The following is a 23518-nucleotide window of genomic DNA, read 5'->3' as shown; positions in this document are numbered from 1 at the left end:
TTTAAGGCCATTTTAAGAGCCTTTAGATTAGCAGTAGCACGCATATGGTCAGAGACTGAGTACCCTACAATCTTCTTAGTATAAACATCTATTATAAAAACGACATAATAATGTTTCCCATTTATCGGAATATAAGTGATATCGCTCTGCCAGATCGTTGAAGGCTTGTCCACCTTCATTCCCTTTATCAAGTTAGGATAATATACTTTGGATGCTATGGTTGTTTTTTTATAGTTCTTCTTGATCTTGAGCCTATACCCAAGAGACATCATTGTTTCTACAAATCGATCCCTTCCTATAAAATCCGGTTGTAATATATCATACATTTTCTCCACCCCACAGCCAGGAAAATCCCTTCGCAAAGAATCTGCCTTCACAACAAGGGAACTGATTCTATGGTCAAAGACAGCTTGGCGCTTAGCATATTGATATACAGCCTGCTTGCTAATGCCAATTGTTTTATATAATTGGTTCATACTAAAACCTCTCATTTTTTTGTTGTTTTTGAACCACCTGATTGTGGGGTGTTGTAGTTTTTTTTGATATCGATATCCAGCTCATCCTTCGCTATGTCGATCATCTTTTCTAAGTAATCAATCTTTATCTGTTTCTGACCAACAACTTGTTCCAGATCTTTAATCCTTTGCTCGAGGTCTTTCATCTTTTTATTACTGCTCTCTTTCATCTCTACAACTCTAAATCCCTTCTCGTTAAAGGTAGAATATTTATAAATCCACTTATAAATACTAGCATTGGAAACTTTATGTAACTTCTCCAATTGAGGAACACTGAATTTCCCTGATTCAAAATCCGAAACCAACTGTCGTTTAAAATCTTCTGAATAAACTCGTTGCTTCCTGATTGTCTTTAAATTTGCTCTCATAAGGTAATCACTTCTTTGTAAAAGTGGTCAACCTATATCAGGGACGTACATGATTCTTGGCTCTTAGTTCTTTGCTTGTCATTCAAAATAAAGAACTTCCAGCCGTAGCAACGTAGATGCTACAACTTAACGACTCAGTAACTCAGCGACTCAAAAACTCACAGGCTAACAGACTCACAAGCTCACAGACTCAAATCAAGTCAGGCCTTGGGATTTTTATCTCGAATTCTTTTGTACAATTTGATACCAAGCATTAGTAAAACACCAAGAACAAGAATCCCGATAACCCCATAAATCCAATTTACGGCATCTCGAACAATTACTAAGAATATTACTGCGAAAAGAATAATTGTAGCGCCCTCATTCCATATTCGCATTTGATTTGAAGACCATTTTACAACATCCTGTTGAAGTTGCTTATAAATACGATGGCTTATACCGTGATATACAAAAAGCAATATGACGAATCCGAGTTTTACGTGCATCCAGGGTTGTTGCAACCATGCAGGCATCAAAATTAATAACCAAATTGCAAAAAGAGTAGCCAAAATCGCAGAAGGCCATGTGATGATAAACCACAATCGCTTGGCCATTAATTTTAATTGTTTACCAAGTATTTCTTTTTCTGGAGAAGGTTTTTGAAAAGCTTCAATTTGATATACGAATAATCTAGGGATGTAAAATAATCCAGCAAACCAGGTAATTACAAAGATGAGGTGCAAGGATTTTATGTAGTTGTAGTATTCTAGCATATTCTTTTTTAAATCGTCTGTCACACCGGGCGGAGTCGAGGTGCTAATAAGTTGAAATGTCTCTCGACTCCGCTCGAGATAACGGCGTTAGTAAAATTTGTGTCAAAAATATAAAATAATCAAGTACGGTCACCTCGAGCCTTTTGTCAAGTTCGGGACAGGTTTAGTCGAGAGGTTAATCTTCCACAAAAAGATAATTCAGTTCTAAAGTATGAAACGCATTATTAAATGCACTAATTTCTTCAGAAATTAGTGCATCAAAAGCTTGTAATTGAACTTCTATCTTTTGGGTAAGTTCGTTTTTTACAGCCATATCTTGCTCGGTTGGACCAAAATCACCCATACCCACCAAAGAATTGAGATGCCCAAGCTTGTTGGTCAATTTGATTGGAAAGTTTAATGGATCTTGATTACTTCGATTTTTGGTTTGGTACAACGCTTTTTCGATCTCGCCAAATTGTTTGCGCAATTCTGATGCCTTTTTTACCAAATCCTTTGTCTTTTCATCAGATTTGTATTGGGTTGAAAAGGCTTTGAGTTGCGTATTTATTTTTCTGATTTTTTTAATCGATTGATGCGCGCGATCAACGGTTGTATTGATATCAGTTATAAAGTCATATTGTGCTTGCATTTGATCTAGTGTAGCCTCTGCTCTTGGATCTGCAACAATAGTGAAAGGTTGTTTGGCGACTTCATTTCCGTTAACACTTAAACTCACTTTATAATCACCTGGTACTGCTTTGGGTCCGTCTAGATTCGCCCACCATAAGATCATCCCTTTTAATTTCTCGGCACCATCCCCACGCATGTTCCAAACAAATATTTGCCCACCTTCTTTTTCGATAGTTAGCTGATCCTTCTTTTCTTTTGCATTTGTGCTGAAAGACTTGATCGTATCATTTTTAGTACTAAAATAAGTAAGCGCAATCGTATCTTTTTCTTCATCAAAATTTTTGAGATAAAAATAGGTCATCACACCGGCGGGATGATTGGTTCCTTTTGTTTTAGAATCTTTGATGCTGCCACCCCGCATACGGTATGTTTTTTTTGGCTGATATAAAATGTAGTCTTTTGTTTTTAGGTCATTATTTAACTGATGCAAAACGGTAAGGTCATCTAGGATCCAAAGGCTTCTACCTTGCGTAGCGACAATCAGATTATTTTCTTTAACGGTAAGATCGGTAATCGGTACAATAGGTAAATTGAGCTGGAAGTGTTGCCAGTCTTTTCCGTCATTAAAAGAGATGTACATTCCGGTTTCGGTACCGGCGTATAATAATCCCTTACGCATAGGATCTTCTCTTAGAACACGTGTAAAGTGCTCTGGTGCGATTCCGTTGGTAATTTTATCCCAGGATTTGCCATAATCTGTAGTTTTATAGAGATACGGCGTGAAATCTCCGGATTTATACCGGGTACCTGCAATATAACAAGTACCTTCGTTAAAAGTACTGGGTTCGATGCTGTTAATCATCATCCAATCTGGCATTCCTTTAGGAGTTACGTTATTCCAAGTTTTCCCACCATCTTTACTTACATGTACCAATCCGTCATCACTTCCTACCCAAAGTAGCCCTTCAGTAATAGGGCTTTCCGCGGCAGCGAAAATGGTACAATAATATTCTACCGACGTATTATCTTGTGTAATAGGCCCTCCTGACGATTTTAATTTTTCAGGATCATTTCTTGTCAAATCAGGACTAATTACTTTCCAGCTTTGTCCTTCGTTTTCGGTTACGTGAACATGATTAGAAAAAGTATATAGTTTGTTGGGATCATGTTTAGAGAATAGGATCGGGAAATTCCATTGAAAACGATATTTCATAGCCTCGGCTCCATGTCCCATAGGATTATCAGGCCAAACGCTTACTGATCGTACGGTTTCGGTTTTATGATTTCTGCGCGTTAAGAACCCGTCGTAGCTACCTCCGTATACAATATCATTATCTTTGGGATCTACGGCAATATGTGCTGATTCACCACCTGCAGTAGGTTCCCAATCCCTTTCAGTAATGGCATAACCGGTACTTCGGTGATTAATACGTAATGTCGAATTATCTTGTTGTGCTACGTAAATACGATAGGGGAAGTGATTATCTGTAGTGACTCGATAAAATTGTGAAGTAGGCTGGTTATGGTAGGTACTCCAGGTTTGCCCACCATCATAGGTAACCTGCGCCCCACCATCGTCCCCAATAATCATGCGATTTGGATTTTCTGGGGCAATCCAAAGGTCGTGATGGTCTCCATGTGGTGCTCGGTAACTACTAAAGTTCTTACCACCATCTTTACTTTTATGATACGATACATTAACCACATACACTACATCTTTATCTTTAGGATCTGCATAAATTCTAGAATAGTACCAGGCACGTTGTCGCAGGCTTCGATCACTATTAAGTTGCTGCCAGGTTTCTCCGCCATCATCACTTCGATATACACCTCCTTTTTCTTTATGTTCAACAATAGCCCAAACGCGCTCACTATCTACTGGTGACACAGTAACTCCTATGATCCCCAACGTGTCTTTGGCAAATCCTTTGTTTTTTGAAATTTCTTTCCATGTGCTACCACTGTCGGTACTTTTCCACAATGCAGAACCCGCTCCTCCAGAGCTCAAACTATACGGTGTTCTTCGGGCATTCCAGGTAGAAGCATATAAAATTCTCGGGTTATTAGGATCCAAGGTAAGATCAACCGCACCGGCATTGGCATTAGCAAACAGCATCTTATTCCAGGTTTTTCCGCCATCTGTGCTTTTGTAGACGCCTCGATCCTCAGTAGGTTTATAGATATTTCCCAATACGGCAGCATATACAACATCAGGATTAGTGGGATGAATGGCTATTCTAGGGATATGTCTACTCTTGGGCAAACCAGATTGCGTCCATGTTTTACCGGCATCTACACTTTTCCAAACTCCGTAGCCCGAAGACACATTACCGCGAAGTGTTTTTTCTCCGCCCCCTACATAAATGACATTAGGATCGCTCTTAGACACCGAAATGGAACCAATTGAGCCTCCAAAAAATCCATCAGAAATATTCTCCCAGGTACGACCACCATCAGTAGTTTTCCAGATTCCACCACCGGTGGCTCCAAAATAGAATACATTGGGTTTGTTAGGCACCCCGGTAACTGCGGCACTTCGACCACCGCGAAAAGGTCCAATGAGTCGATACTCAAGCGCATCGTATAGTTCTTCTGGGTAGCTTACATCTTGTGAAGCTTTTAATTTTTTACGTTGAGAAAAAGATAGAAAATTACTAAGAAGTAGTGCTAGCGCTAAAACCACTACTTTCGATAAAGAATTATGCATTAGAATATGAGATTGAGTTGATTTAGTCTTTAAACCCGGATTATGCATTTTAACCCGCTTTATGCATTAGAAAATCTATTACAGCTTGAAACTGCTGCAAAACCAATCACTACGTTGTATTTTTAAGTTTCACCATAGCGATGCTATGCTAAAACTTAGAAAACACTTGGTTTTATGGCATTTTCAACCCTCATAACGAAATTCTAATGCATAAATCGGGTTTAAAATCCCCGCCTGCCATTTTATTTAGAAAAAGGCGGGCAGGTATTACGGCTTAATATACCTTCTTTACGGAATTCTAATACATAATCCAGGTTAAATGTATAGATATTTTAATGAAAACCTACGTTTTTAGCATTTTCTTAGATAAAAGTATAAAACCTTTCGCAATCGTACGATCTAGCACATTACTATCTGTCGGTCTAGCCTAAATCAAAAAAGTTTAAACCGGTTTGATGAATACTTCTTCTATGGTATTGATTTGTAAAGCAATAACGAAAAGTTAAAGTGTTTTATAAAAATAAGGAGTTTTGATAAGTTTATCAAAATTAGGTCCTATGAATTATGTACATACTATAGTATACGTTATGCTAGGAGTGGCTCTTTTATCATGCTCAGATAGAAATGCTGATTCCATAAAAGATGATAGATCATTAACATTTGCTATAGATTCTTTGATAGATGCAACATCTTTTTTTGAAGCAAAAAGAAAATTTTTGCAATATCAAAATGAGTTATCTTCTTTGGATAGTTTGCGAATTGCATCAAAAATCAATACTACTTTTCATAAGCTAGACATTTCCAACCAGTTAATAGATAGAATCTTTAATGAGTATAAAGATGAACTTACGGATACTTTAAGATATCAATGTCTTAAAATTCAAGCTGATAATTATGAAAAATTGTACGCCTATAATTCGGCTTATGAAACCTATCAAAAATTGAAAAACTTTCAGCATATGCTACTGCCAAATGAGAAAGAAGAATTAGAAGATGATATTGCGCTATGGGGTGCGTTGCGAAAAATACCTCGGCAAAAAGCTTCTTTTAAAAAAACTGAGATACGAATGAGTAAAGACAAAGCTGGGTTGAAAAACTTGGCTGTAGTGATTAATAAAGATACGCTAGACTTTATTTTTGATACCGGAGCTAATCTATCTGTGATTGTTGCATCAAAGGCCAAGCAAATGCAACGTATCGATACTGTAATCAAGGTAAAAGCATTAACCGGAAAAACAGTAGATGCTACTCTTGCAGTTGCTCATGAGCTATTTCTTGGGAACGGGATACTCACCCATGTAATTTTTTTGGTACTACCCGATGAAGCACTCCATTTTCCTCAAATTGATTATCAGATCAACGGCATTCTCGGATTTCCGGTTATAGAAGCGATGAAAGAAGTAACGATTACTGCAGATCATAAATTGATAATACCCAATCGCCCTCATGAGCATAGCGGTAATGCCATGGCATTGTATTCGTTAACTCCAATTATCGAATTGAAAAGCCAAGGGGCATATTTACCTTTTAGCTTTGATACTGGTGCTGCCGAAACACATTTATATGCACCTTATTTTAAAAAATTTAAAGACAGTATAGAAAATGTATATGCAGTAACCGACCTGGGTATGGGTGGAGCGGGAGGGGTAGTGAATGTGATGGGATATAAAGTGCCATTACATTTAGAGATAAATAACAAGCCGATTACTTTAGATAGTGTGTCTCTAATTACAGATGAAAATTATAAACGTTCTTCTGGTCTCTACGGAAATATTGGTCAAGATGTTATTAGAGAATTCGAGGCTGTAACCTTAAATTTTGAGTCTATGTTTGTACATTTTGAATAATAAGCTTGTAAATGGTTAAACTATTATTAAAATCCCTTTATACAGCTTCGAAACCCATAATTTTATGCCATGAAGCATCTTTTTTGCATTTGTAGCATCCTCATATCGGGTTTGTGTAGTGCACAAATATCAAACATTAACAAATCAATAACTATTGGCTACGCTAATGAAACCATAACATTAGATGGCAAGCTTGATGAGGCGATCTGGTCAAAACTCACTCCAATCGAGAACTTTAGGCAAAATTTTCCTAGTGACTCTGTACCTGCCAGAGCACCCACACAAATTTATATGTTTGCCAACGATCAACATTTACATATAGGTGTAGTTTGTCATTCGAGTGGTAATAATTGGATTGTAAACTCGCTGCGTCGCGATTACCAGGCTGGTGGAGCAGATAATATTACTTTGCTGTTTGATACATTTTCTGACGGAACCAACGCATTTTTTTTCGGTATTAATCCAGAAGGTGTGTTAAGAGAAGGTACTATCAGTAACGGGGGGGATTTTTCGCTATCCTGGGAAAACAAATGGAAAGGACGATCCCACGTCTATGATAATTATTATACGGCAGAGCTAGTCATTCCCTTTAGTACGTTACGATACAATATTCCTTCAGAAAAATGGAAATTTTATGCGTATCGATTTGATTCACAAACCAATGAAATTAGTACCTGGCCTGGCACCCCGATTAATCAAAATATTACCAATATGGCCTACTCTGGTGATATGATCTGGGAAAAAACTTTGGATACCAAAAGCGGTTCAGTTTCTCTAATTCCTTTTGTAACTAGTGGGATTAATAAAAATTATGAAGACGATACGGCTACAAACACTATTTATGAAATTGGTGGTGATGCCAAAATTGCAATTACTCCTGGCTTAAACCTGGATTTAACTGTAAATCCTGATTTTTCTCAAGTAGAAGTAGATGCACAAATCACAAATCTGGATCGATTCGAGATCTTTTTTCCCGAACGAAGGCAGTTTTTTTTAGAGAATGCAGATCTTTTTGGAGAGTTTGGCTTTGGCAATATAAATCCGTTTTTTTCTAGACGTATTGGTGTAGGCACCGATACACAAACTGATGCGACTATTCAAAATAGAATTTATGGTGGAGTTCGGCTAAGTGGAAAAATTGATCCTAAAACCAGAATAGGTGTTTTAAATATGCAAACAGCCTCTGAAAAAAGTCGTGGGGTACCGGGCACAAACTATGGGGTAGGTGTGATACAGCGTAAACTGTGGTCTCGATCCAATGTAGGTATTATAGCCGTAAATAAACAAATCGTAGAAGACGTTACTCCCGATAGCGTATCGATTAATGCCTATAATCGAGTTCTGGGAGCCGATTTTAACTATGCCAGCTACGATAATACCTATTCGGGTAAAACGTTTGTACATACTTCATTTACACCTGATAATGATGCACAACTGGCCCACGGAACCTTTTTTGAGTATAACACGAGAAAATTAGGGATGTTTTGGAGTCACGAATATGTTGATGACAATTACAATGCCGAGGTGGGTTTTGTGAGAAGAAAAGATTATTTTAGAATTAGTCCGGGTGCCGAGTTGCGCTATTATCCGCAAAATAAATGGATTAATGATTATGCGATAAGTGCAGAAATGGACATGTTTTGGCGACCCGAACTAGGAAAAACCGATCATACCTATTCTTTGGGTATTGGAGGGCAATTTACGGAAAGGGCTCAATTCAACTTCAGTGTGAATCATGAATATATTTTTTTGTTCAATGCATTTGACCCTACAGGAACTGAATCTGACGAATTAGCTGCCGGTCAGGATTTTTCATATGTTAACGTTACAGGAAGATTTCGCAGTGACACAAGAAAAGTATTTAGCTGGGAGGTCAACCCATATTTAGGGCAATATTTTAACGGTTGGCGTTATGGTACCGATGGGAGTTTTACTATACGATATCAGCCGTATGGATCATTTACCCTTAATTATGCAGTCAATACCTTTAATATGCCGCATTTAGATGGAAGCAGGCAAACCTTTTTAATAAGTCCTCGTATAGATTATACGCTATCCAAGAGTTTATTCACCTCGTTTTTTATACAATACAACTCACAAACCGATAATACCAATATTAATGCGAGGATACAATGGCGTTTTGCTCCTGTTTCCGATTTAATCATCGTGTACACTGATAATTACCTTACGGGTAATATAGATACAATAGACCGTTTTGCATTAGATATCAGAAATCGCTCTATTGTTTTAAAATTGACATATTGGTTAAATATATAATGAAGTAGTTTAAAACACTTCAATGTAATGGTAAACTATTAGCTACGATTCATATTTATTTATAGATTCTTTGATTGTTAAAAGCTTTATATTAGTACTTAGTTGTCTAGGTGTAATCCAGGCTTTATTCTTATGCTTTTATTTATTTACGATAAAGAAAGGAAACAAAAGAGCGAATACATTTTTAGCTTTTGTGCTGCTAGGATTGACTATTCGAATTGGGAAATCGGTTTTTCATAATTATATAGCGGTAGATCCAAGAATCAGAAATGTAGCAATTGCCACTATCCTCGCTGTGGGTCCTTTTTTATGGTTTTATGGCAAGGCAATTTTCGAAAAGCATGAAACTTTTTTAAATAGGCGCTATGTGCATTTAGTGCCTTTTGCACTATTTGTAGTATTTAGTCCAATAATCCCAAACCAAAATGATAGTCTGTCTTATAGTGCATATGCAGCTGTACTTGTTCATCTGGGAATTTATCTAGGGATTTGTTGGAACTATATTTCAAAAGAGAAAGAACAAATTAGACCACAATTAGTAAAATGGTATCAAAATATCGTTATTGGGGTGACTATCATCTGGGCTTTGTACATTGGAATCTTTTTAGAATGGATTCCTTTTTACATATTAGGTGCGATTTCATTTTCTTTTTTAATGTATTTATTTACGTATCTCTTATTGAAGCAACATGTATTTACTTTAGAAAAATATAGCAACTCTACAATCGATAGGCGTGCTTCAAAAAAAGTCCTTCAAAATGTTAAGAAACTACTTGTTGAGGATGAAATATTCTTAAAAAATGATATTTCATTAGCTGATGTGGCCCATCATTTAGGAATTACCCCACGTGAATTATCACAAGTGATTAATGAGAATGAACAAAAAAATTTCTCAGAATTCATTAATCATTATCGAATACAAAAAGCCAAAGAATTACTAGTGGCTCCTCATTATGCTAATGAGAAAATAGCCACTATAGCTTACGATTGTGGTTTTGGCAACGTTACCTCTTTTAACCTTGCTTTTAAAGCAGAAACTGAAATTACTCCTTCACATTACCGAAACAATTTTAAGATAGCTTAAAAAATCATCTTAAAAATCATGTTTTTTAAAGAGTTTTAGGTGCATGTTTTCCATTTTGCGGTACTTTAATTTGATTGGCGTCGCCCAAAGGGTATACTACCCCGAGGCTTGCCTCGATGAGTTTACTTAAAAAGTTCAAAAAATGAAACAGCTACTTTATTTTGTATCATTAGCGGTCTTTGGTGGGTGCGTTACAAATGAAAAATCAGCGCAGCTTCCTTCAAAAACAAAAGCGAGTAAAGAGGCGATTATAGATGGTTTGAAGCACCCTTGGAGTATGGCTTTTATAACTGAGGATAAGGCGTTGGTTTCAGAAAAAGACGGAGATCTTTTGCGAGTTCATTTCTCTTCAAAAAAGAAGAGTGTGATCAAAGGCTTTCCAAGAGATGTAACCGATAGTATTCGGGTGCTTTGGAGAGGCGATAATTCAGGGATTTTTGAAGTATTATTACATCCAGATTTTGAAAAAAATAACTACATATATCTTTCTTATGCTGCCAAAATACAAGGAAAAGGAAGTACGACCAAAGTAGTGAGAGCAACGTTACAAAATGATTCTTTAACTCAAATCACGACCATACTAGAAGCATCCCCCTATACTCAAGAGTATTTTCACTATGGCGGCGGAATGACTTTTGGTCCAGATAAAAAACTCTACATTACCATTGGCGAACGGCTATTCAAGGAGATAGATGAACCCAAAATACCCATTGCACAGGATGTTAAAGATAAACGTGGTAAAATCTATCGCCTAAATCCTGACGGGAGTATTCCCCATGATAACCCTGATTTTGGTGATGATGCTGTACCCGGGATTTTTGCTATAGGAATTAGAGCCGCTCAAGGGATCACCGTACATCCTGAAACCGGCAAACTATGGTTTAGTGAACACGGTACCCGGCAAGGTGATGAGCTCAATTTATTAAAAGCTGGTGCAAACTATGGCTGGCCTATTATAACTACCGGCGGGTATAGAAGTCGGGAATATGTTCCCCCAACAATCAAAGGAGCCATATTTACGGATCCTATGTGGTATTGGCAGCATACAGTAGCACCAACAGGACTTGTATTTTATACGGGAAATGAGTTTTCAGAATGGACAAATGATCTCTTGGTTTCAGGGTTATCGAGAGGTAGTTTTTGGCGTTTCAGAATCGAAAATGACACCATCAAAAGTGCCGAAGAATTATTTATAGATGATCGAGTGAGATCCAGAAAAGTAGTTCAAAGCCCAGGCGGAAAACTGTATATGCTTACCGATGAAGATAACGGTAAAATTTTGAGAATTAAAAATGATACACTTTAAACACTCTACACCTTATGAGAACCAATTTTTTTACACTTTTATTTTTGATGATTAGTTCTATCTTCATGGCACAGTCTGAAGAAGAACGAATTAAAACTACAATCAATATATATATCGAAGGCACGTCGTATAATAAGCCTAAAACAATAAAAGAAGCATTTTATAAAGAAGCAACCCTTTTCCTTTCACATAAAGAAAAAGAAATATGGATAGCACCCATTGAAGAATATGCATCTTGGTTCGAAAAAAAAGAAAGAGATAAATTTAACGGTAGGATAGGGAAAATAATTTCTGTGGATCAAGAAAATGATATTGCCATGGCAAAAGCTGAAATACTTGCCCAGGGAAAAGATACCAGGTATATAGATATATTTTTACTTAAAAAAATTAAAGGTAAGTGGAAAATCATAAGCAAAGCCGCAACAAAAATGAAATAGATAAGAATTTTATGAATAAACAAAGCTATTTTTAATTTAGGATACGATCATATTTTTGCGAACTTCACGATTCAAAAAATAGCCAGTAACGATGGTTGCCAAAACATCTGCAATGGGAAAAGAGATCCAAACACCCAATGCGCCATAGAATTTTGGCAGGATAAGAACGAGCGGAATAAAAAAGAACCCTTGTCTAGATAATGTAAGTAATAATGCAGGAACGGCTTTTCCGACAGCTTGAAAATATGCTGCGCCAATAAGCTGTAGGGCTATAATGGGTGTTGCAGCAAATACCCATCGCATAGGTTCGGCAGTATTTGCCAGTACAAATTTATTTAAAGCTAGTTCTTCTGCACTAAGATCAGGATTTTTACTTAAGAATAATGCAGCTATGTCTTCAGGAAAAGTCATTAAGCCTATAAATACCAGTGTAGCGACGGCAGCGGCGTATGCAATTGCTGTATTAATAGTTTCTCGAACGCGCGGATATCGGTTCGCACCGTAATTGTAACCTGCTATAGGTAAAAACCCTTGAGTCACACCAAATACCGGAAACAAAGCAAACATAAGTGTTCTACCAATAATAGCATATACAGCTACCAATCCCTCTTGTCCTATGTTAAATAGTATATTATTCATCAGCAAATAAGTAAGGCTAACTACGGCTTGTCTTGCCAGAGTAACCCCTCCCAGAGATGCTATTTCAGAAACGATGTTCTTTTGTAATCCAAAGTGACGAAAACTAAGGGTGAGTTCTGATCTTTTTGAAGAGAAAAACCAAAAAATATATAAAAAACAAGCAAAATACGAACCTGTTGTAGCCCAAGCGGCACCATGCATACCCATATCCATGATGTTGATGAATAGATAATCCATCAATAAATTGCTTACGGTTGGGATGATCATTGCAATCATTGCTATTTTTGGCTTACCTTCTGCACGTATTACTGTATTTCCCATCATAGAAAACCCTAGGATGGGCACTCCATAAAGAACAATAGTGTAATAGATCTTAGCAGGATCAAAAATAGCTCCTTTTCCTCCAAATCTTGGGATGATTTCGTCTACGAACAGTAATCCGAGGATAACCAAAGATACTGTGCAAATAAATGTTAACGTGACCTGGTTGCCAAAGGTATGCAACGCTTTTTCTCGATTTTCGGCACCCAAAGCTCGTGAAATAATACTAGATCCACCAATACCTATGGCCATTCCTAAGGCAGCGATAAAAAAAGAGACAGGTAAAACAACATTAATTGCCGCAATAGCTATTGAGCCAATCCAATTACCAACAAAAATGGAGTCAATAAGAATATTAAGAGACATCACCAAAATACCTATCGAAGCAGGAACAGCCTGTTTGATTAGTAATTTTCCTATGGGCTCTGTCCCTAAGGCTTCAGCAGTGACTTTTGCCATTATGCAATCTCTATTTCAGTCTTTGCCCATTCATTAACCCAGGTTGCCAAGACATCAGCCCAATCATCGCGATCATTAAGGCAGGGTATTGTTGTAAATTCTTTTCCGCCAGATTCGTGAAAAATTTCTTCACCCTCCATTGCAATTTCTTCTAAAGTCTCTAAACAATCAGAAACAAAAGCCGGAGTTACGATGGCCATTTTTTGAATACCCTCTTTTCCCATTCTTTCAATAGTACGATCGGTATAGGGTTGTAGCCATGGATCAAATCCCAAACGAGACTGGAAAGAGGTAGAATACGTTCCATTTTTAAGTTTTAGTTTTTTTGCTACTTGTACTGTAGTCATTTCGCATTGATGGCGATAGCAGAACTCATGTTGTACAGCTCCTTTTTTAAAGCAGCACTTGCCATCCATTTTACAGTTTCCGTTACTAATGTCACTTTTTCGAATATGTCTTTCGGGAACACCGTGATAGCTAAATAATAAGTGATCATAGGCTACACCTTCAAGCTTTTCGGCAATACTTTTTGAAAGCACTTCGATATATTCAGGTTTTTTGTAAAACGCCGGGATATCTACAAATGTCATGTCTGGGAAATGCTGTTGCCGAAGCTCTTCTGCCAAAACTAAAATGGTTTCGGTAGTAGCCATAGCAAATTGAGGGTATAATGGCACAAGCATTACCTCGTTTACACCTTGATCATGTAATGTCCTTAATCCTTTTTCAATACTCATTGACCCGTAGCGCATAGCCAAACCTACCGGAATTGAGGTGCGTTGCGCTACTTTCTTCTGTAACCTTTCAGAAATAACAATGAGCGGAGAGCCTTCATCCCACCATATTTTTTGATACGCAGCTGCCGATTTTTTGGGCCGTGTGTTTAAGATAATTCCTTTTACAAGCAATGTTCTTGCCCATAGGGGAACGTCGATAACACGGGGATCCATTAAAAATTCACCCAAATATTTTTTTACATCTTTAGGGTCTGTACTGTCTGGCGACCCAAGATTAACCAGGAGAACACCTTTGCTCATAATTTTTCTTTTTTCGCAAAACAAAAATACAAACTATATAAAGGAATGTTGATAAAAACCATAAGAGTTTTTGATACAAGGATATGTAAATATTACCATAAGGATAATTTAGATTTTGATTGTTCGTTATTATACTTAAAATTTAACTGAGAAGTCATCCTGAATTCATTTCAGGATCTCATTACGTTTATTTTCAGTACACTGAGATGAGAAGCTGAAACAAGCCTGTGCTGAACTCGTTTCAGTATTCAGCTTGACACCAACCGTTTAGGTTAAATTACGGATCTTCATTATTTAGACTTTACAACGGCATAAACAACCTTATAAATTCGTTAAATTCTAATAAACTAAAAGTTGAGTAATTTTATTTTAGTATTTTTAGAAGATAAAAGCAAGATGAACCCAATACTACCAAAGCGTAAAGTAATTTGGTATAAATTGCGCAAAGGTACTAATTTACGAGTGTAAGTATAGGGTTACATGTGACTGTTAACAAACAATTTTTAGAACACATGAAACGTATAATCGTAGACGTCGAAAAAGACAAATTACCTTTTGTTTTAGAATTATTAGAGCAGTTTGATTTTGTTTCTGTATTAGCAGATACTACAGAAGAAAATCGAGGAATGTATGACTCAATAGTATCTTTACAAAAGGGTGTAGGTATTCCACGGGTGGAATCTGCCGAGTAATAGCGTTTTAAGTAAGACTCATTACATATTTTTTTGGAGTAGTGCCAAATTTCTTTTTAAAGGCAGCAATAAAGTGGCTTGCTGTACTGTATCCCACCTTTAAACCTACTTCATTTACATTATGACTTCCCGAAGCTAGTAGTTGTCGGGCTACTTCCATTTTGTAATCAAACAGAAAGGCGTATACCGGTTCTCCATAAATTTGTTTAAACCCATCCTTTAACTTTCTTAGAGGCAATCCTATTTCGTTGGCTAATTCTTGCAATGTTGGGGGCTCTGCCATTCTGGCGATTACTATTTGTTTGGCTTTACGTATTTTAAGAACGTTTTCTTCATCTACCAAAAAAGGACATTGCTCTGTATCTGCATCTTCCGGGCGGTTAAAATATAGGCTTAGCAATTCATAAGCCTTTCCTTTACAGTACAATAGCTTGATCGAGGGGTGCAAACTGTAATTCATTATTTGATTTAAAACAACGGCCATAGCAGGAGATATACTGGCATCTGTATAGTATTTTTTATCACGATTTCCTTGACCCAGGAAAGGAATATAGTCTGCTTCTTTAGAGAATAGCGAATGAAATTTTTTAATAGAAATTAAGACAGTAATTAACCAGGAATCTTTGTCCATTTCGAGATTCATAGGTAAATCTCGCTGTGGATTATACAGTAACAGAGAATTTTCTTCAACCAACGGAATAGTATAGCTTCCATTGTTAAAATTAAATTGTACGGCACCTTTAATACAAAAGTGGAACTGAATAAAACTACTATCAATATCTCTTATAACCCTTTGGTTATCATGCGTTTCATTTTGAAATTTTAAGATGAAGAAACCATCTTCTATTTGAGTTTCTTCAAGTACCCCTGGAGCGTTATTTTTTTGTTTAATTTCCATAAGAAGAAATGTGATTTATTTAGAAACAGTCTAAACTATCGAAAAAAGTTTCTTTGATGTCTACCAAAAATAAAGGTTTTTATTCGTTTTCATCTAAAAAACTATCGATAATACCGTATTTCGTTACTTATTATTCTTCTAGCGTTATTTTTTAAAGATTATGTAAAATATTTTTGTCAAAATTAATATCCTCTATAAAAATTAATGAGGCATAGGTTAACAAAAGGTTTACATTACAAGATATATCTAACGAGCACTAACATCTAGATTATCGAGTAAAAGGAATATACAATACATGGAGCCCCATTTGCAAGCGAACGGAAAAAATTTTTATGCCATTGGTCTTAGCTATAAAAAAGCAGATGCCGAGATACGAGGTCATTTTAGTATTGCAAATGATGCCAAAAGAAATATTTTGGTACAGGCTAAGCAAGAGGGAATTTTTTCTCTTGTAGTGATTTCAACATGTAACAGAACTGAATTGTATGGTTTTGCCGAACATCCTTTCCAGTTGATTAAATTACTTTGTGAGCATACACATGGTACTGTCGAAGAGTTTGAAAAAGTTGCCTATGTACATAAAAACAATACTGCAATTGCTCACCTTTTTAAGGTAGGTACCGGCTTGGATAGTCAAATCCTTGGCGATTTTGAGATTATTAGTCAGCTAAAAATAAGCTTTAAGCAATCTAAAAAGGAGGACATGGTCAATCCTTTTATGGAACGCTTGGTTAATGCTGTTATACAGGCAAGTAAGCGTATAAAGAATGAAACCGATATTTCTAGTGGGGCGACTTCTGTAAGTTTTGCCGCGGTACAATATATTTTGGCACGAGTACCTCATGTTTCTCGTAAAAACTTACTACTTTTTGGCACAGGGAAAATAGGTAGAAACACTTGTGAAAACCTTGTAAAACACACGAAGAACGATCACATTGTTTTGGTGAATAGAACCAAAACCAAAGCTGAGGAGATTGCCGGAAAATTTAATCTGGTCGTAAAGGATTATGCCAATATTCAGTCTGAGATAGCAACTTCAGATGTATTAATAGTGGCTACCGGAGCTCAAAAACCCACCATTTCCAAAGCATTGATTCATTCTGACAAGCCTTTACTGATTTTAGATTTATCAATACCCAGAAACGTAGCTGTTGATGTAACCGAATTACCAAATGTAACACTAGTGCATCTTGATGATTTATCCAAGATGACCGATCAGACCTTGCAACGTAGAAAGCAACATATTCCAAAGGCAGAAACTATTATTACAGAGATCAAAGGAGAATTTGATAACTGGTTAGAGACTAGAAAATTCGCACCTACAATTAAAGCGCTAAAAAATAAACTTACCTCACTAAAAGAAGCTGAAATCAATCTACAGCGCAAAAAGTATACAGATTTTGATGAAGAACATGCAGATATCATCAGCAGTCGCATAATTCAGAAGATTACCAACCACTTTGCTAATCATTTAAAGGATGAAAATACTTCGGCAAGCGAAAGTCTGGAATTGATACAAAAAGTTTTTCAATTACAAAATAAGTAATCTTGAGTAGAACGATACGAATAGGCACCAGAGATAGCGAATTAGCGCTGTGGCAGGCGCATACGGTGCAGCGTAGTTTAGTTGATCTGGGGTGCCAAACAGAATTGATACCTGTAAAATCAACTGGCGATATCATTCTGGATAAACCTTTATACGAATTAGGTATTACCGGGATTTTTACAAAAACCCTGGATATTGCTATGATCAATGGAGACATTGATATCGCTGTGCACTCTATGAAAGATGTTCCTACAGCATTACCAAAAGGTATTGTAGAAGCTGCAGTATTCAAACGAGCCAGTGTACTGGATATTTTGGTACATAAAGGTTTAGATTTCTTAAATAATAAAGGAACAATTGCTACAGGTAGCCTACGGCGTAAAGCACAATGGTTGCACAAATATCAGAAGCATACTGTTGTAGATTTACGTGGAAATGTAAATACTCGTATACAAAAATTAGCAGATAGCCATTGGGATGGTGCTATTTTTGCCGCGGCAGGATTAGAACGTATCGACCTTAAACCGGAAAATTATATAAACTTGGATTGGATGATCCCTGCACCTGCTCAAGGTGCTATGCTAGTGGTAGCCAAAGAACAGGATGATTATTGTAGAAATACCCTGGCAAAACTTAATCATAAATCAACTGAAATTTGTGTACATATCGAAAGAGAGTTTCTACGAGTATTAGAAGGAGGATGTACGGCACCTATAGGAGCGCTGGCTACGCTTGAAAATGACCAAATTGAGTTTACCGGGGCTTTATTTAGTCTGAATGGGAAAAGGAAGGTAGAGGTAACCCAAAAAGTAAACATTGGCGAAGCAAGAAATCTAGGGATCAGCTGTGCACAGGAAATATTAGATAATGGTGGGAGAGAGTTAATGCAGGAGATCAAATCGATAATTAAGTAAATATAAGTTAGCATCAGTTCCCTCTCCCTGGGGAGAGGGTTAGGGTGAGGAGCATGAATACGAAAACTCAAATATCAAGATTACTTCGAAAAGACCAGACTAGAGCTGAAGCTAAGTTGTGGAGACACCTTAGAAATGGGGGATTCGAAAATTTGAAGTTTAGAAGACAATACCCTATCAAAAATTACATCGTAGATTTCGTCAATATTAAATATCAAATAGTACTAGAATTAATTTTGTCAAGTAGTAAGAGGTCGATTAAGACTTCTTCTTCTGTAAAAGAAATTCCAAATAGGAGTATAATGGATAGTGAAGAACCCCTCACCCTAGCTCTCTCCTCGAGAAGAGGGAACAGCTCAGGGACTGTTTTGGCTTCAAAAAAACTATTACAATCTCAAAAAGAGTTGTTGCTCAATGCCGGAATCGGATTAGTAGAATACGATGCAATAAAAATTGAGCTTTTAGATATTTCAGGAATCAGAAGTATACAAAAGAATGCAATTTTTACCAGCAAAAATGCTGTACGATCAATTCAGAATTCAGAATTCAGAATTCAGAATTGTTTCTGCGTAGGTTCAAACACTAAAAAGCTTTTAGAAGAAAACGGGTATAAAGTTGCAGAAATTGCTCAAAATGCCTCAGATTTGGCTGAAATCATTATAAAAAAGTACAAAACCGAATCATTTTCCTTCTTTTGCGGTAATCTAAGAAGAAATGAATTGCCTGAATTGCTGAGTCAGCATAAGGTACATTTTACAGAGCACATTGTTTATAATACGCATTTGAATACGCGAAAATTTGATCGATCTTTTGACGGAATTTTATTTTTTAGTCCATCGGCAGTTCAAAGCTATGTAACAGAAAATGCTATGGGTGATAGTATTGCTTTTTGTATTGGCAATACAACAGCCTCTGAAGCTAAAAAATATACAAAAAAGGTAATTGTCGCAAATAAACCTACCGTAGAGAATGTGATTGTACGAGCAGTAAAATATTATAAAAACGATTTGTCATCTCAGACTTAAATCCTGGGAGCTATCGGAAAATACTATAAATGATAAAAAATTCCTGGAAATGCTACCTACCAGATAGTTAATAAGCTCGGGAAGACGATAAAATTATGACACAAATTAAAAACGATTTATTTCTTAAAGCCCTCAAAGGAGAACCCGTAGAGCGCCCACCGGTATGGATGATGAGACAGGCAGGACGATATCTTCCAGAATTTATGGCGCTAAAGCGAAAGTATGATTTCTTTACCCGATGTAGAACCCCCGAGCTAGCTTCAGAGATCACTGTACAACCTATTGATATTATTGGTCCAGATGCTGCAATTTTGTTTAGCGATATTTTGGTAATTCCGCAGGCGATGAATATTGGGGTAGAGATGAAAGAGGGTATTGGGCCATGGTTACCAAACCCTATTAGATCATTAAAAGACGTTGAGCAAGTTATTGTTCCCGACATTCAAGAAACGCTGGGATATGTAATGGATGCCATTAAACTTACCAAAGAACGGTTGGATAATCGTGTACCGCTAATTGGTTTTGCGGGATCCCCGTGGACGATACTGTGTTATGCGGTACAAGGTCAAGGATCTAAAAATTTTGATAAAGCCAAAGCATTATGTTTTACCCAACCGCAAGCAGCACATCAATTATTACAAAAAATCACAGATACCACGATCGCATATTTAAAGCAGAAGGTAGCCGCCGGTGTTGATGCTGTGCAGGTATTTGATAGTTGGGGAGGTATGCTGTCTCCTGTAGATTATCAGGAATTTTCATGGAAATATATCCAGCAAATAGTAGATGCTTTAAAAGATATGACTGAAGTAATTGTTTTTGGTAAAGGATGTTGGTTTGCTTTACAAGATATGGCAAAATCGGGTGCGTCGGCACTTGGTGTAGATTGGACATGTTCTCCAAAAAATGCAAGATATCTTACGGGTGGTAAAATTACCTTACAGGGTAATTTCGATCCATCGAGGTTGTTGTCACCGCCTGCCGAAATTAGAAAAATGGTTAAAACCATGATCGACGAATTTGGTAAAGATAGATACATCGTTAATTTGGGTCACGGTATTTTGCCTAATATACCTGTTTCTAATGCCAAAGCATTTGTAGATGCAGTAAAAGAATACAGGAGCGAATATTAAATTGACCTGAATTTTACGGTGTTAACAAAGACAAAACCAACAGGTATCTTTAATTTAAAATCTATGTCAATTTAATACAAAATGAACCTATGGAGCATTATAAAAGGATTAAGTTTACGCGAGATCGGCTTACTTACCTTTCTCATGTTTCGACAGCCACTTTTAATCTGGCCCACCCTTAGCACAACAAAACGAACGGTATTGATTTGTAACCAATTGTATGGAGATATTCATAATGGACAGAGTAAAGAAAATGCATTTAGGCATGCTTTATGGAATATTTTATACCAGTTTTACTTTAAAATTGCTCAAATAAAAAAGCAGTCATTTTTTGTTTAGGCAAAAAAGAAAACTCAATCATAGCCGTAGCTATGGTTGCTTTTTATTTTGAAGTATAAACGGAAAAGGGCAATTTTTGATGAGTAATTTTAAAGTGGAAGTGGTATTATTCTGTAAAGTTACCTATAACGTTAAGAAATGTGAACAAAAAGCTGTAGATTGGGCAAAGCAAGTCACAGATTTGCATGAAGACCTTTCTCCTAATAGTGAACTAGAGCGAGCAATGGATCTTCATAACAACAAAATTGGAAGAGATCTTTTTGTACAATTCAAAGATAGGTCTCACCTGGATTTGATACATCTTGTAAAACAAAAAACAAGAACCGCCGTTCGTGTAGAAAATAGTAGTGATATAAAAAATTTTCCAGACAATTTGGTTCATCTGTAGTATAATGAAAAAAGTATTTAGCAATTTAAATAAGAAATACGTTTTATTAAAACGAAGTTGGTCACCACAACAAAACTTGTTTTACGGTTTTTTAACCTACGTTTTGGGGGGATTTATCCTTTTAAGCCTTCCGTGGTTGCAAAAACAATCTGCCTCGTTTCTAGATCATTTGTTTATCGCTACATCAGCTGTTTCTACAACGGGATTAGTGACTATTAGCGTTTTTGATACCTATAATTTTGGCGGGCAATTAGTGGTTATGATTCTTTTTCAGTTGGGAGGCATTGGGTATCTTACGTTTACTACATTTATGATCTTGTCTACTACGAGAAGAATAACACATTGGCATAAAAGTCTATTAACTTCAGAATTTACATTACCGGTAACCATCAAAATTAAAGATTTTTTAAAATCTGTGATTCTTTTTACAGTAACTATGGAAGTTATAGGTACCGTTTTGTTTTTAATTGCTTTTATGCAAGAAGGGAAATCTTTTTCTGAGGCTATTTGGATATCTTTATTTCATAGCATTAGTGCATTTTGCACGGCAGGGTTTAGTCTTTTTAATTCCGGATTTACTGAATATGTAGATAATTCTTTTATTAATTTTATCATTTCATTTTTGGCTATTGGCGGATCTCTTGGATTTATTGTTGTCACCGATTTCATGCTATGGGTTAAAAGAAAGAGTCATCAATTAAGCTTTACGACTAAAATTATTTTCATCGGTTTTCTGCTTTTATTAAGTTTTGGCTTTTGCTTTTTTTATTTTGTAGAACCCACAGTCTCTCAATTATCAGGCAAAGAACGATTTCTAGCAGCATTTTTTCAATCTATGACAGCCATGACCACGGTTGGCTTTAATACGGTAGATTTTGGAAGTTTTATGCTCCCAATGCTCTTAGTTACTACTTTTTTAATGTACATAGGAGCATCTCCTTCTGGTACCGCCGGCGGAATGAAAATTACCACCCTTACTGCAGTTTTTTCTATCATGAAAAGCAGAATTAGAGGAAGTAAAAAGATTACCTTTTTAGGTAGAACAATCCCTTTTGAACGGCTCTATATAGCTACCTCGTCTTTTATATTTTATACGACTATTATCTTTGTAGGTACTTTTGTGCTTACATTTTCAGAATCGTTTGAGTTTGAACGAATTTTGTTTGAAGTGGCTTCAGCCCTGGGAACTGTTGGTTTAAGTACCGGAATCACCGGTGATCTTTCTGTACTAGGAAAATCTGTAATCATCATACTTATGTTTATCGGTAGGTTGGGTGTACTTACGTTTGGTCTCGCCATATGGTCTAAAAGTATAACTAATGAGGAAGGTGAGGTTTTAGAAGAAGATATTGCAGTATAATCTTTTGAAGCTAAAAAATTGCCGTTTAACGATATTAGTAATCCTATAATCAAGAATATACATGCTTGCTGCTATATATAATGCTATCAAAGCTTATTTAGGAACCTTTTCCCTTATTTCTAAACTGAAATTATGGAAATATTTTGCGATTCCGATACTGATTAGTGTAGTTGCCGGATGTACCTTCATGGCTTTGGCCTATACGTTTTCAGATACCATTGGGCAAATTGTCGCGAAACTATGGGTCTGGGAGTGGGGATCTGAAACCTTTGCCACGATAAGCACTTTTTTTGGAGGTCTCGTTATCTTTGTATTGGGGTTGATCCTTTATAAGCATATCGTCATGGCATTATCGGCTCCATTTATGAGTCCGGTCTCAGAAAAAATTGAAAAATATCTTCTCGGCGTAGTGGATACCAGGTCAAAATCATCATTCGTCAAACAGTTATTACGGGGTATTCGTATCAACTCACGCAATTTGATTAAAGAATTGTTATATATGATTCCGCTTTTAATTCTGAGCTTTATACCGGTAATTGGGATTTTGGGAACTTTTCTTATTTTTTTGGTTCAAGCCTATTATGTTGGTTTTGGTAATATGGATTACACGATGGAACGTTATTTTAACTATAAGGAAAGTGTTCAATTTGTTAAAAAACACCGAGGTACAGCTATAGGTAACGGAATGGTATTTGTTCTTATGCTTTTTATACCTGTAATTGGTTTTATTATTACTTTACCCATAGCGGTAGTAGCCGCATCTACCGAAACGGTGAACGTATTACGCAAAGAACAGGTAATTACAACGCCTAATTCGATAGTTCAAACTGAATCACAAAAGCTACACTAACTATTACTTACA

General features: G+C 36.5%; 21 protein-coding genes. 14 read left to right on the top strand and 7 right to left on the bottom strand.

Annotated features, from left to right (window positions below; all coding sequences use genetic code 11):
- The 4 genes from J8281_RS18425 to J8281_RS18410 all read right to left on the bottom strand — a co-directional run.
- A partial coding sequence (locus tag J8281_RS18425) for a DDE-type integrase/transposase/recombinase (protein WP_210199140.1) occupies positions 1–476 on the bottom strand: 476 nt, incomplete at its 3' end.
- 11 nt (positions 477–487) lie between these two features.
- A complete protein-coding gene (locus J8281_RS18420) occupies positions 488–883 on the bottom strand; it encodes a transposase (RefSeq protein ID WP_210199139.1) in 396 nt (131 codons plus the stop codon).
- Positions 884–1083: 200 nt separating this feature from the next.
- Positions 1084–1635 carry a CopD family protein gene (locus J8281_RS18415; RefSeq protein ID WP_210199141.1) on the bottom strand — a complete coding sequence of 184 codons (552 nt, stop codon included), beginning with the start codon at positions 1633–1635 and terminating at the stop codon, positions 1084–1086.
- Between the two features lie 175 nt (positions 1636–1810).
- Positions 1811–4954 carry a glycosyl hydrolase gene (locus J8281_RS18410; protein WP_210199138.1) on the bottom strand — a complete coding sequence of 1048 codons (3144 nt, stop codon included), beginning with the start codon at positions 4952–4954 and terminating at the stop codon, positions 1811–1813.
- A 557-nt stretch (positions 4955–5511) separates the two neighbouring features.
- Between J8281_RS18410 and J8281_RS18405 the strand changes: the two genes are divergently transcribed.
- The 5 genes from J8281_RS18405 to J8281_RS18385 all read left to right on the top strand — a co-directional run bounded on the left by J8281_RS18405 (position 5512) and on the right by J8281_RS18385 (position 11905).
- Positions 5512–6801, top strand: a complete 1290-nt coding sequence (locus tag J8281_RS18405) for a retropepsin-like aspartic protease (protein ID WP_210199137.1) — start codon at positions 5512–5514, stop codon at positions 6799–6801.
- A gap of 69 nt (positions 6802–6870) precedes the next feature.
- The gene (locus tag J8281_RS18400) at positions 6871–9078 is read left to right on the top strand and encodes a DUF5916 domain-containing protein (protein WP_210199136.1); all 2208 of its coding nucleotides are present in this window, start codon (positions 6871–6873) and stop codon (positions 9076–9078) included.
- Between the two features lie 70 nt (positions 9079–9148).
- Entirely contained in the window at positions 9149–10162 is a 1014-nt protein-coding gene (locus J8281_RS18395) for an AraC family transcriptional regulator (RefSeq protein WP_210199135.1), read from the top strand.
- A 142-nt stretch (positions 10163–10304) separates the two neighbouring features.
- Complete coding sequence (locus J8281_RS18390; protein ID WP_210199134.1) at positions 10305–11468, top strand: PQQ-dependent sugar dehydrogenase; 1164 nt, start codon at positions 10305–10307, stop codon at positions 11466–11468.
- Positions 11469–11482: 14 nt separating this feature from the next.
- Positions 11483–11905, top strand: a complete 423-nt coding sequence (locus tag J8281_RS18385; protein ID WP_210199133.1) for a nuclear transport factor 2 family protein — start codon at positions 11483–11485, stop codon at positions 11903–11905.
- A gap of 36 nt (positions 11906–11941) precedes the next feature.
- Here the strand turns inward: J8281_RS18385 and J8281_RS18380 are convergent, their stop codons facing one another.
- Positions 11942–13324 (bottom strand): MATE family efflux transporter, encoded by a 1383-nt coding sequence (locus tag J8281_RS18380; protein ID WP_210199132.1) that lies wholly within the window; start codon positions 13322–13324, stop codon positions 11942–11944.
- Positions 13324–14361, bottom strand: a complete 1038-nt coding sequence (gene hemH, locus J8281_RS18375) for a ferrochelatase (RefSeq protein ID WP_210199131.1) — start codon at positions 14359–14361, stop codon at positions 13324–13326. The genes J8281_RS18380 and hemH overlap by 1 nt, the downstream gene beginning before the upstream one ends.
- A 512-nt stretch (positions 14362–14873) precedes the next feature.
- Here hemH and J8281_RS18370 point away from each other — a divergent pair.
- A complete protein-coding gene (locus J8281_RS18370; RefSeq protein ID WP_210199130.1) occupies positions 14874–15053 on the top strand; it encodes a hypothetical protein in 180 nt (59 codons plus the stop codon).
- 7 nt (positions 15054–15060) lie between these two features.
- Here J8281_RS18370 and J8281_RS18365 read toward each other — a convergent pair whose 3' ends face one another.
- Complete coding sequence (locus J8281_RS18365) at positions 15061–15951, bottom strand: AraC family transcriptional regulator (RefSeq protein ID WP_210199129.1); 891 nt, start codon at positions 15949–15951, stop codon at positions 15061–15063.
- 295 nt (positions 15952–16246) lie between these two features.
- Between J8281_RS18365 and hemA the strand changes: the two genes are divergently transcribed.
- From hemA to J8281_RS18330, 8 genes are all read left to right on the top strand, one after another.
- Positions 16247–17497 carry a glutamyl-tRNA reductase gene (gene hemA / locus J8281_RS18360; RefSeq protein WP_210199128.1) on the top strand — a complete coding sequence of 417 codons (1251 nt, stop codon included), beginning with the start codon at positions 16247–16249 and terminating at the stop codon, positions 17495–17497.
- A 2-nt stretch (positions 17498–17499) separates the two neighbouring features.
- Entirely contained in the window at positions 17500–18411 is a 912-nt protein-coding gene (hemC, locus tag J8281_RS18355) for a hydroxymethylbilane synthase (protein WP_210199127.1), read from the top strand.
- A gap of 53 nt (positions 18412–18464) precedes the next feature.
- Positions 18465–19436: a uroporphyrinogen-III synthase gene (locus tag J8281_RS18350; protein ID WP_210199126.1), complete on the top strand. Its 972-nt coding sequence runs from the start codon at positions 18465–18467 to the stop codon at positions 19434–19436.
- Between the two features lie 95 nt (positions 19437–19531).
- A complete protein-coding gene (gene hemE, locus J8281_RS18345) occupies positions 19532–20569 on the top strand; it encodes a uroporphyrinogen decarboxylase (protein WP_210199125.1) in 1038 nt (345 codons plus the stop codon).
- Positions 20570–20650: 81 nt separating this feature from the next.
- Positions 20651–20908: a hypothetical protein gene (locus J8281_RS20010; RefSeq protein ID WP_371812636.1), complete on the top strand. Its 258-nt coding sequence runs from the start codon at positions 20651–20653 to the stop codon at positions 20906–20908.
- Positions 20909–20987: 79 nt separating this feature from the next.
- Positions 20988–21296, top strand: a complete 309-nt coding sequence (locus tag J8281_RS18340; protein WP_210199124.1) for a hypothetical protein — start codon at positions 20988–20990, stop codon at positions 21294–21296.
- Positions 21297–21300: 4 nt separating this feature from the next.
- Complete coding sequence (locus J8281_RS18335; protein ID WP_210199123.1) at positions 21301–22656, top strand: TrkH family potassium uptake protein; 1356 nt, start codon at positions 21301–21303, stop codon at positions 22654–22656.
- A 61-nt stretch (positions 22657–22717) separates the two neighbouring features.
- Positions 22718–23506 carry an EI24 domain-containing protein gene (locus J8281_RS18330; protein WP_210199122.1) on the top strand — a complete coding sequence of 263 codons (789 nt, stop codon included), beginning with the start codon at positions 22718–22720 and terminating at the stop codon, positions 23504–23506.
- Positions 23507–23518 lie beyond the last annotated feature (12 nt).

It is taken from the genome of Aquimarina sp. U1-2, from assembly GCF_017897595.1.
GTDB lineage: Bacteria > Bacteroidota > Bacteroidia > Flavobacteriales > Flavobacteriaceae > Aquimarina.
The sequence above is the reverse complement of the archived record's forward strand: the minus strand, read 5'-3'. Positions and strand labels throughout refer to the sequence as shown.

What these genes read in the sequence shown, in the direction of transcription:
- hemA (WP_210199128.1), top strand. Translation starts at nt 16,247, where the DNA reads ATGGAGCCCCATTTGCAAGCGAACGGAAAAAATTTTTATGCCATTGGT.
- J8281_RS18420 (WP_210199139.1), bottom strand. Translation starts at nt 883, where the DNA reads ATGAGAGCAAATTTAAAGACAATCAGGAAGCAACGAGTTTATTCAGAA.
- J8281_RS18330 (WP_210199122.1), top strand. Translation starts at nt 22,718, where the DNA reads ATGCTTGCTGCTATATATAATGCTATCAAAGCTTATTTAGGAACCTTT.
- hemE (WP_210199125.1), top strand. Translation starts at nt 19,532, where the DNA reads ATGACACAAATTAAAAACGATTTATTTCTTAAAGCCCTCAAAGGAGAA.
- J8281_RS18340 (WP_210199124.1), top strand. Translation starts at nt 20,988, where the DNA reads ATGAGTAATTTTAAAGTGGAAGTGGTATTATTCTGTAAAGTTACCTAT.
- J8281_RS18365 (WP_210199129.1), bottom strand. Translation starts at nt 15,951, where the DNA reads ATGGAAATTAAACAAAAAAATAACGCTCCAGGGGTACTTGAAGAAACT.
- J8281_RS18370 (WP_210199130.1), top strand. Translation starts at nt 14,874, where the DNA reads ATGAAACGTATAATCGTAGACGTCGAAAAAGACAAATTACCTTTTGTT.
- J8281_RS18400 (WP_210199136.1), top strand. Translation starts at nt 6,871, where the DNA reads ATGAAGCATCTTTTTTGCATTTGTAGCATCCTCATATCGGGTTTGTGT.
- J8281_RS18405 (WP_210199137.1), top strand. Translation starts at nt 5,512, where the DNA reads ATGAATTATGTACATACTATAGTATACGTTATGCTAGGAGTGGCTCTT.
- J8281_RS18335 (WP_210199123.1), top strand. Translation starts at nt 21,301, where the DNA reads ATGAAAAAAGTATTTAGCAATTTAAATAAGAAATACGTTTTATTAAAA.
- J8281_RS18410 (WP_210199138.1), bottom strand. Translation starts at nt 4,954, where the DNA reads ATGCATAATTCTTTATCGAAAGTAGTGGTTTTAGCGCTAGCACTACTT.
- J8281_RS20010 (WP_371812636.1), top strand. Translation starts at nt 20,651, where the DNA reads ATGAACCTATGGAGCATTATAAAAGGATTAAGTTTACGCGAGATCGGC.
- J8281_RS18380 (WP_210199132.1), bottom strand. Translation starts at nt 13,324, where the DNA reads ATGGCAAAAGTCACTGCTGAAGCCTTAGGGACAGAGCCCATAGGAAAA.
- hemH (WP_210199131.1), bottom strand. Translation starts at nt 14,361, where the DNA reads ATGAGCAAAGGTGTTCTCCTGGTTAATCTTGGGTCGCCAGACAGTACA.
- J8281_RS18390 (WP_210199134.1), top strand. Translation starts at nt 10,305, where the DNA reads ATGAAACAGCTACTTTATTTTGTATCATTAGCGGTCTTTGGTGGGTGC.
- J8281_RS18385 (WP_210199133.1), top strand. Translation starts at nt 11,483, where the DNA reads ATGAGAACCAATTTTTTTACACTTTTATTTTTGATGATTAGTTCTATC.
- J8281_RS18350 (WP_210199126.1), top strand. Translation starts at nt 18,465, where the DNA reads ATGAATACGAAAACTCAAATATCAAGATTACTTCGAAAAGACCAGACT.
- J8281_RS18415 (WP_210199141.1), bottom strand. Translation starts at nt 1,635, where the DNA reads ATGCTAGAATACTACAACTACATAAAATCCTTGCACCTCATCTTTGTA.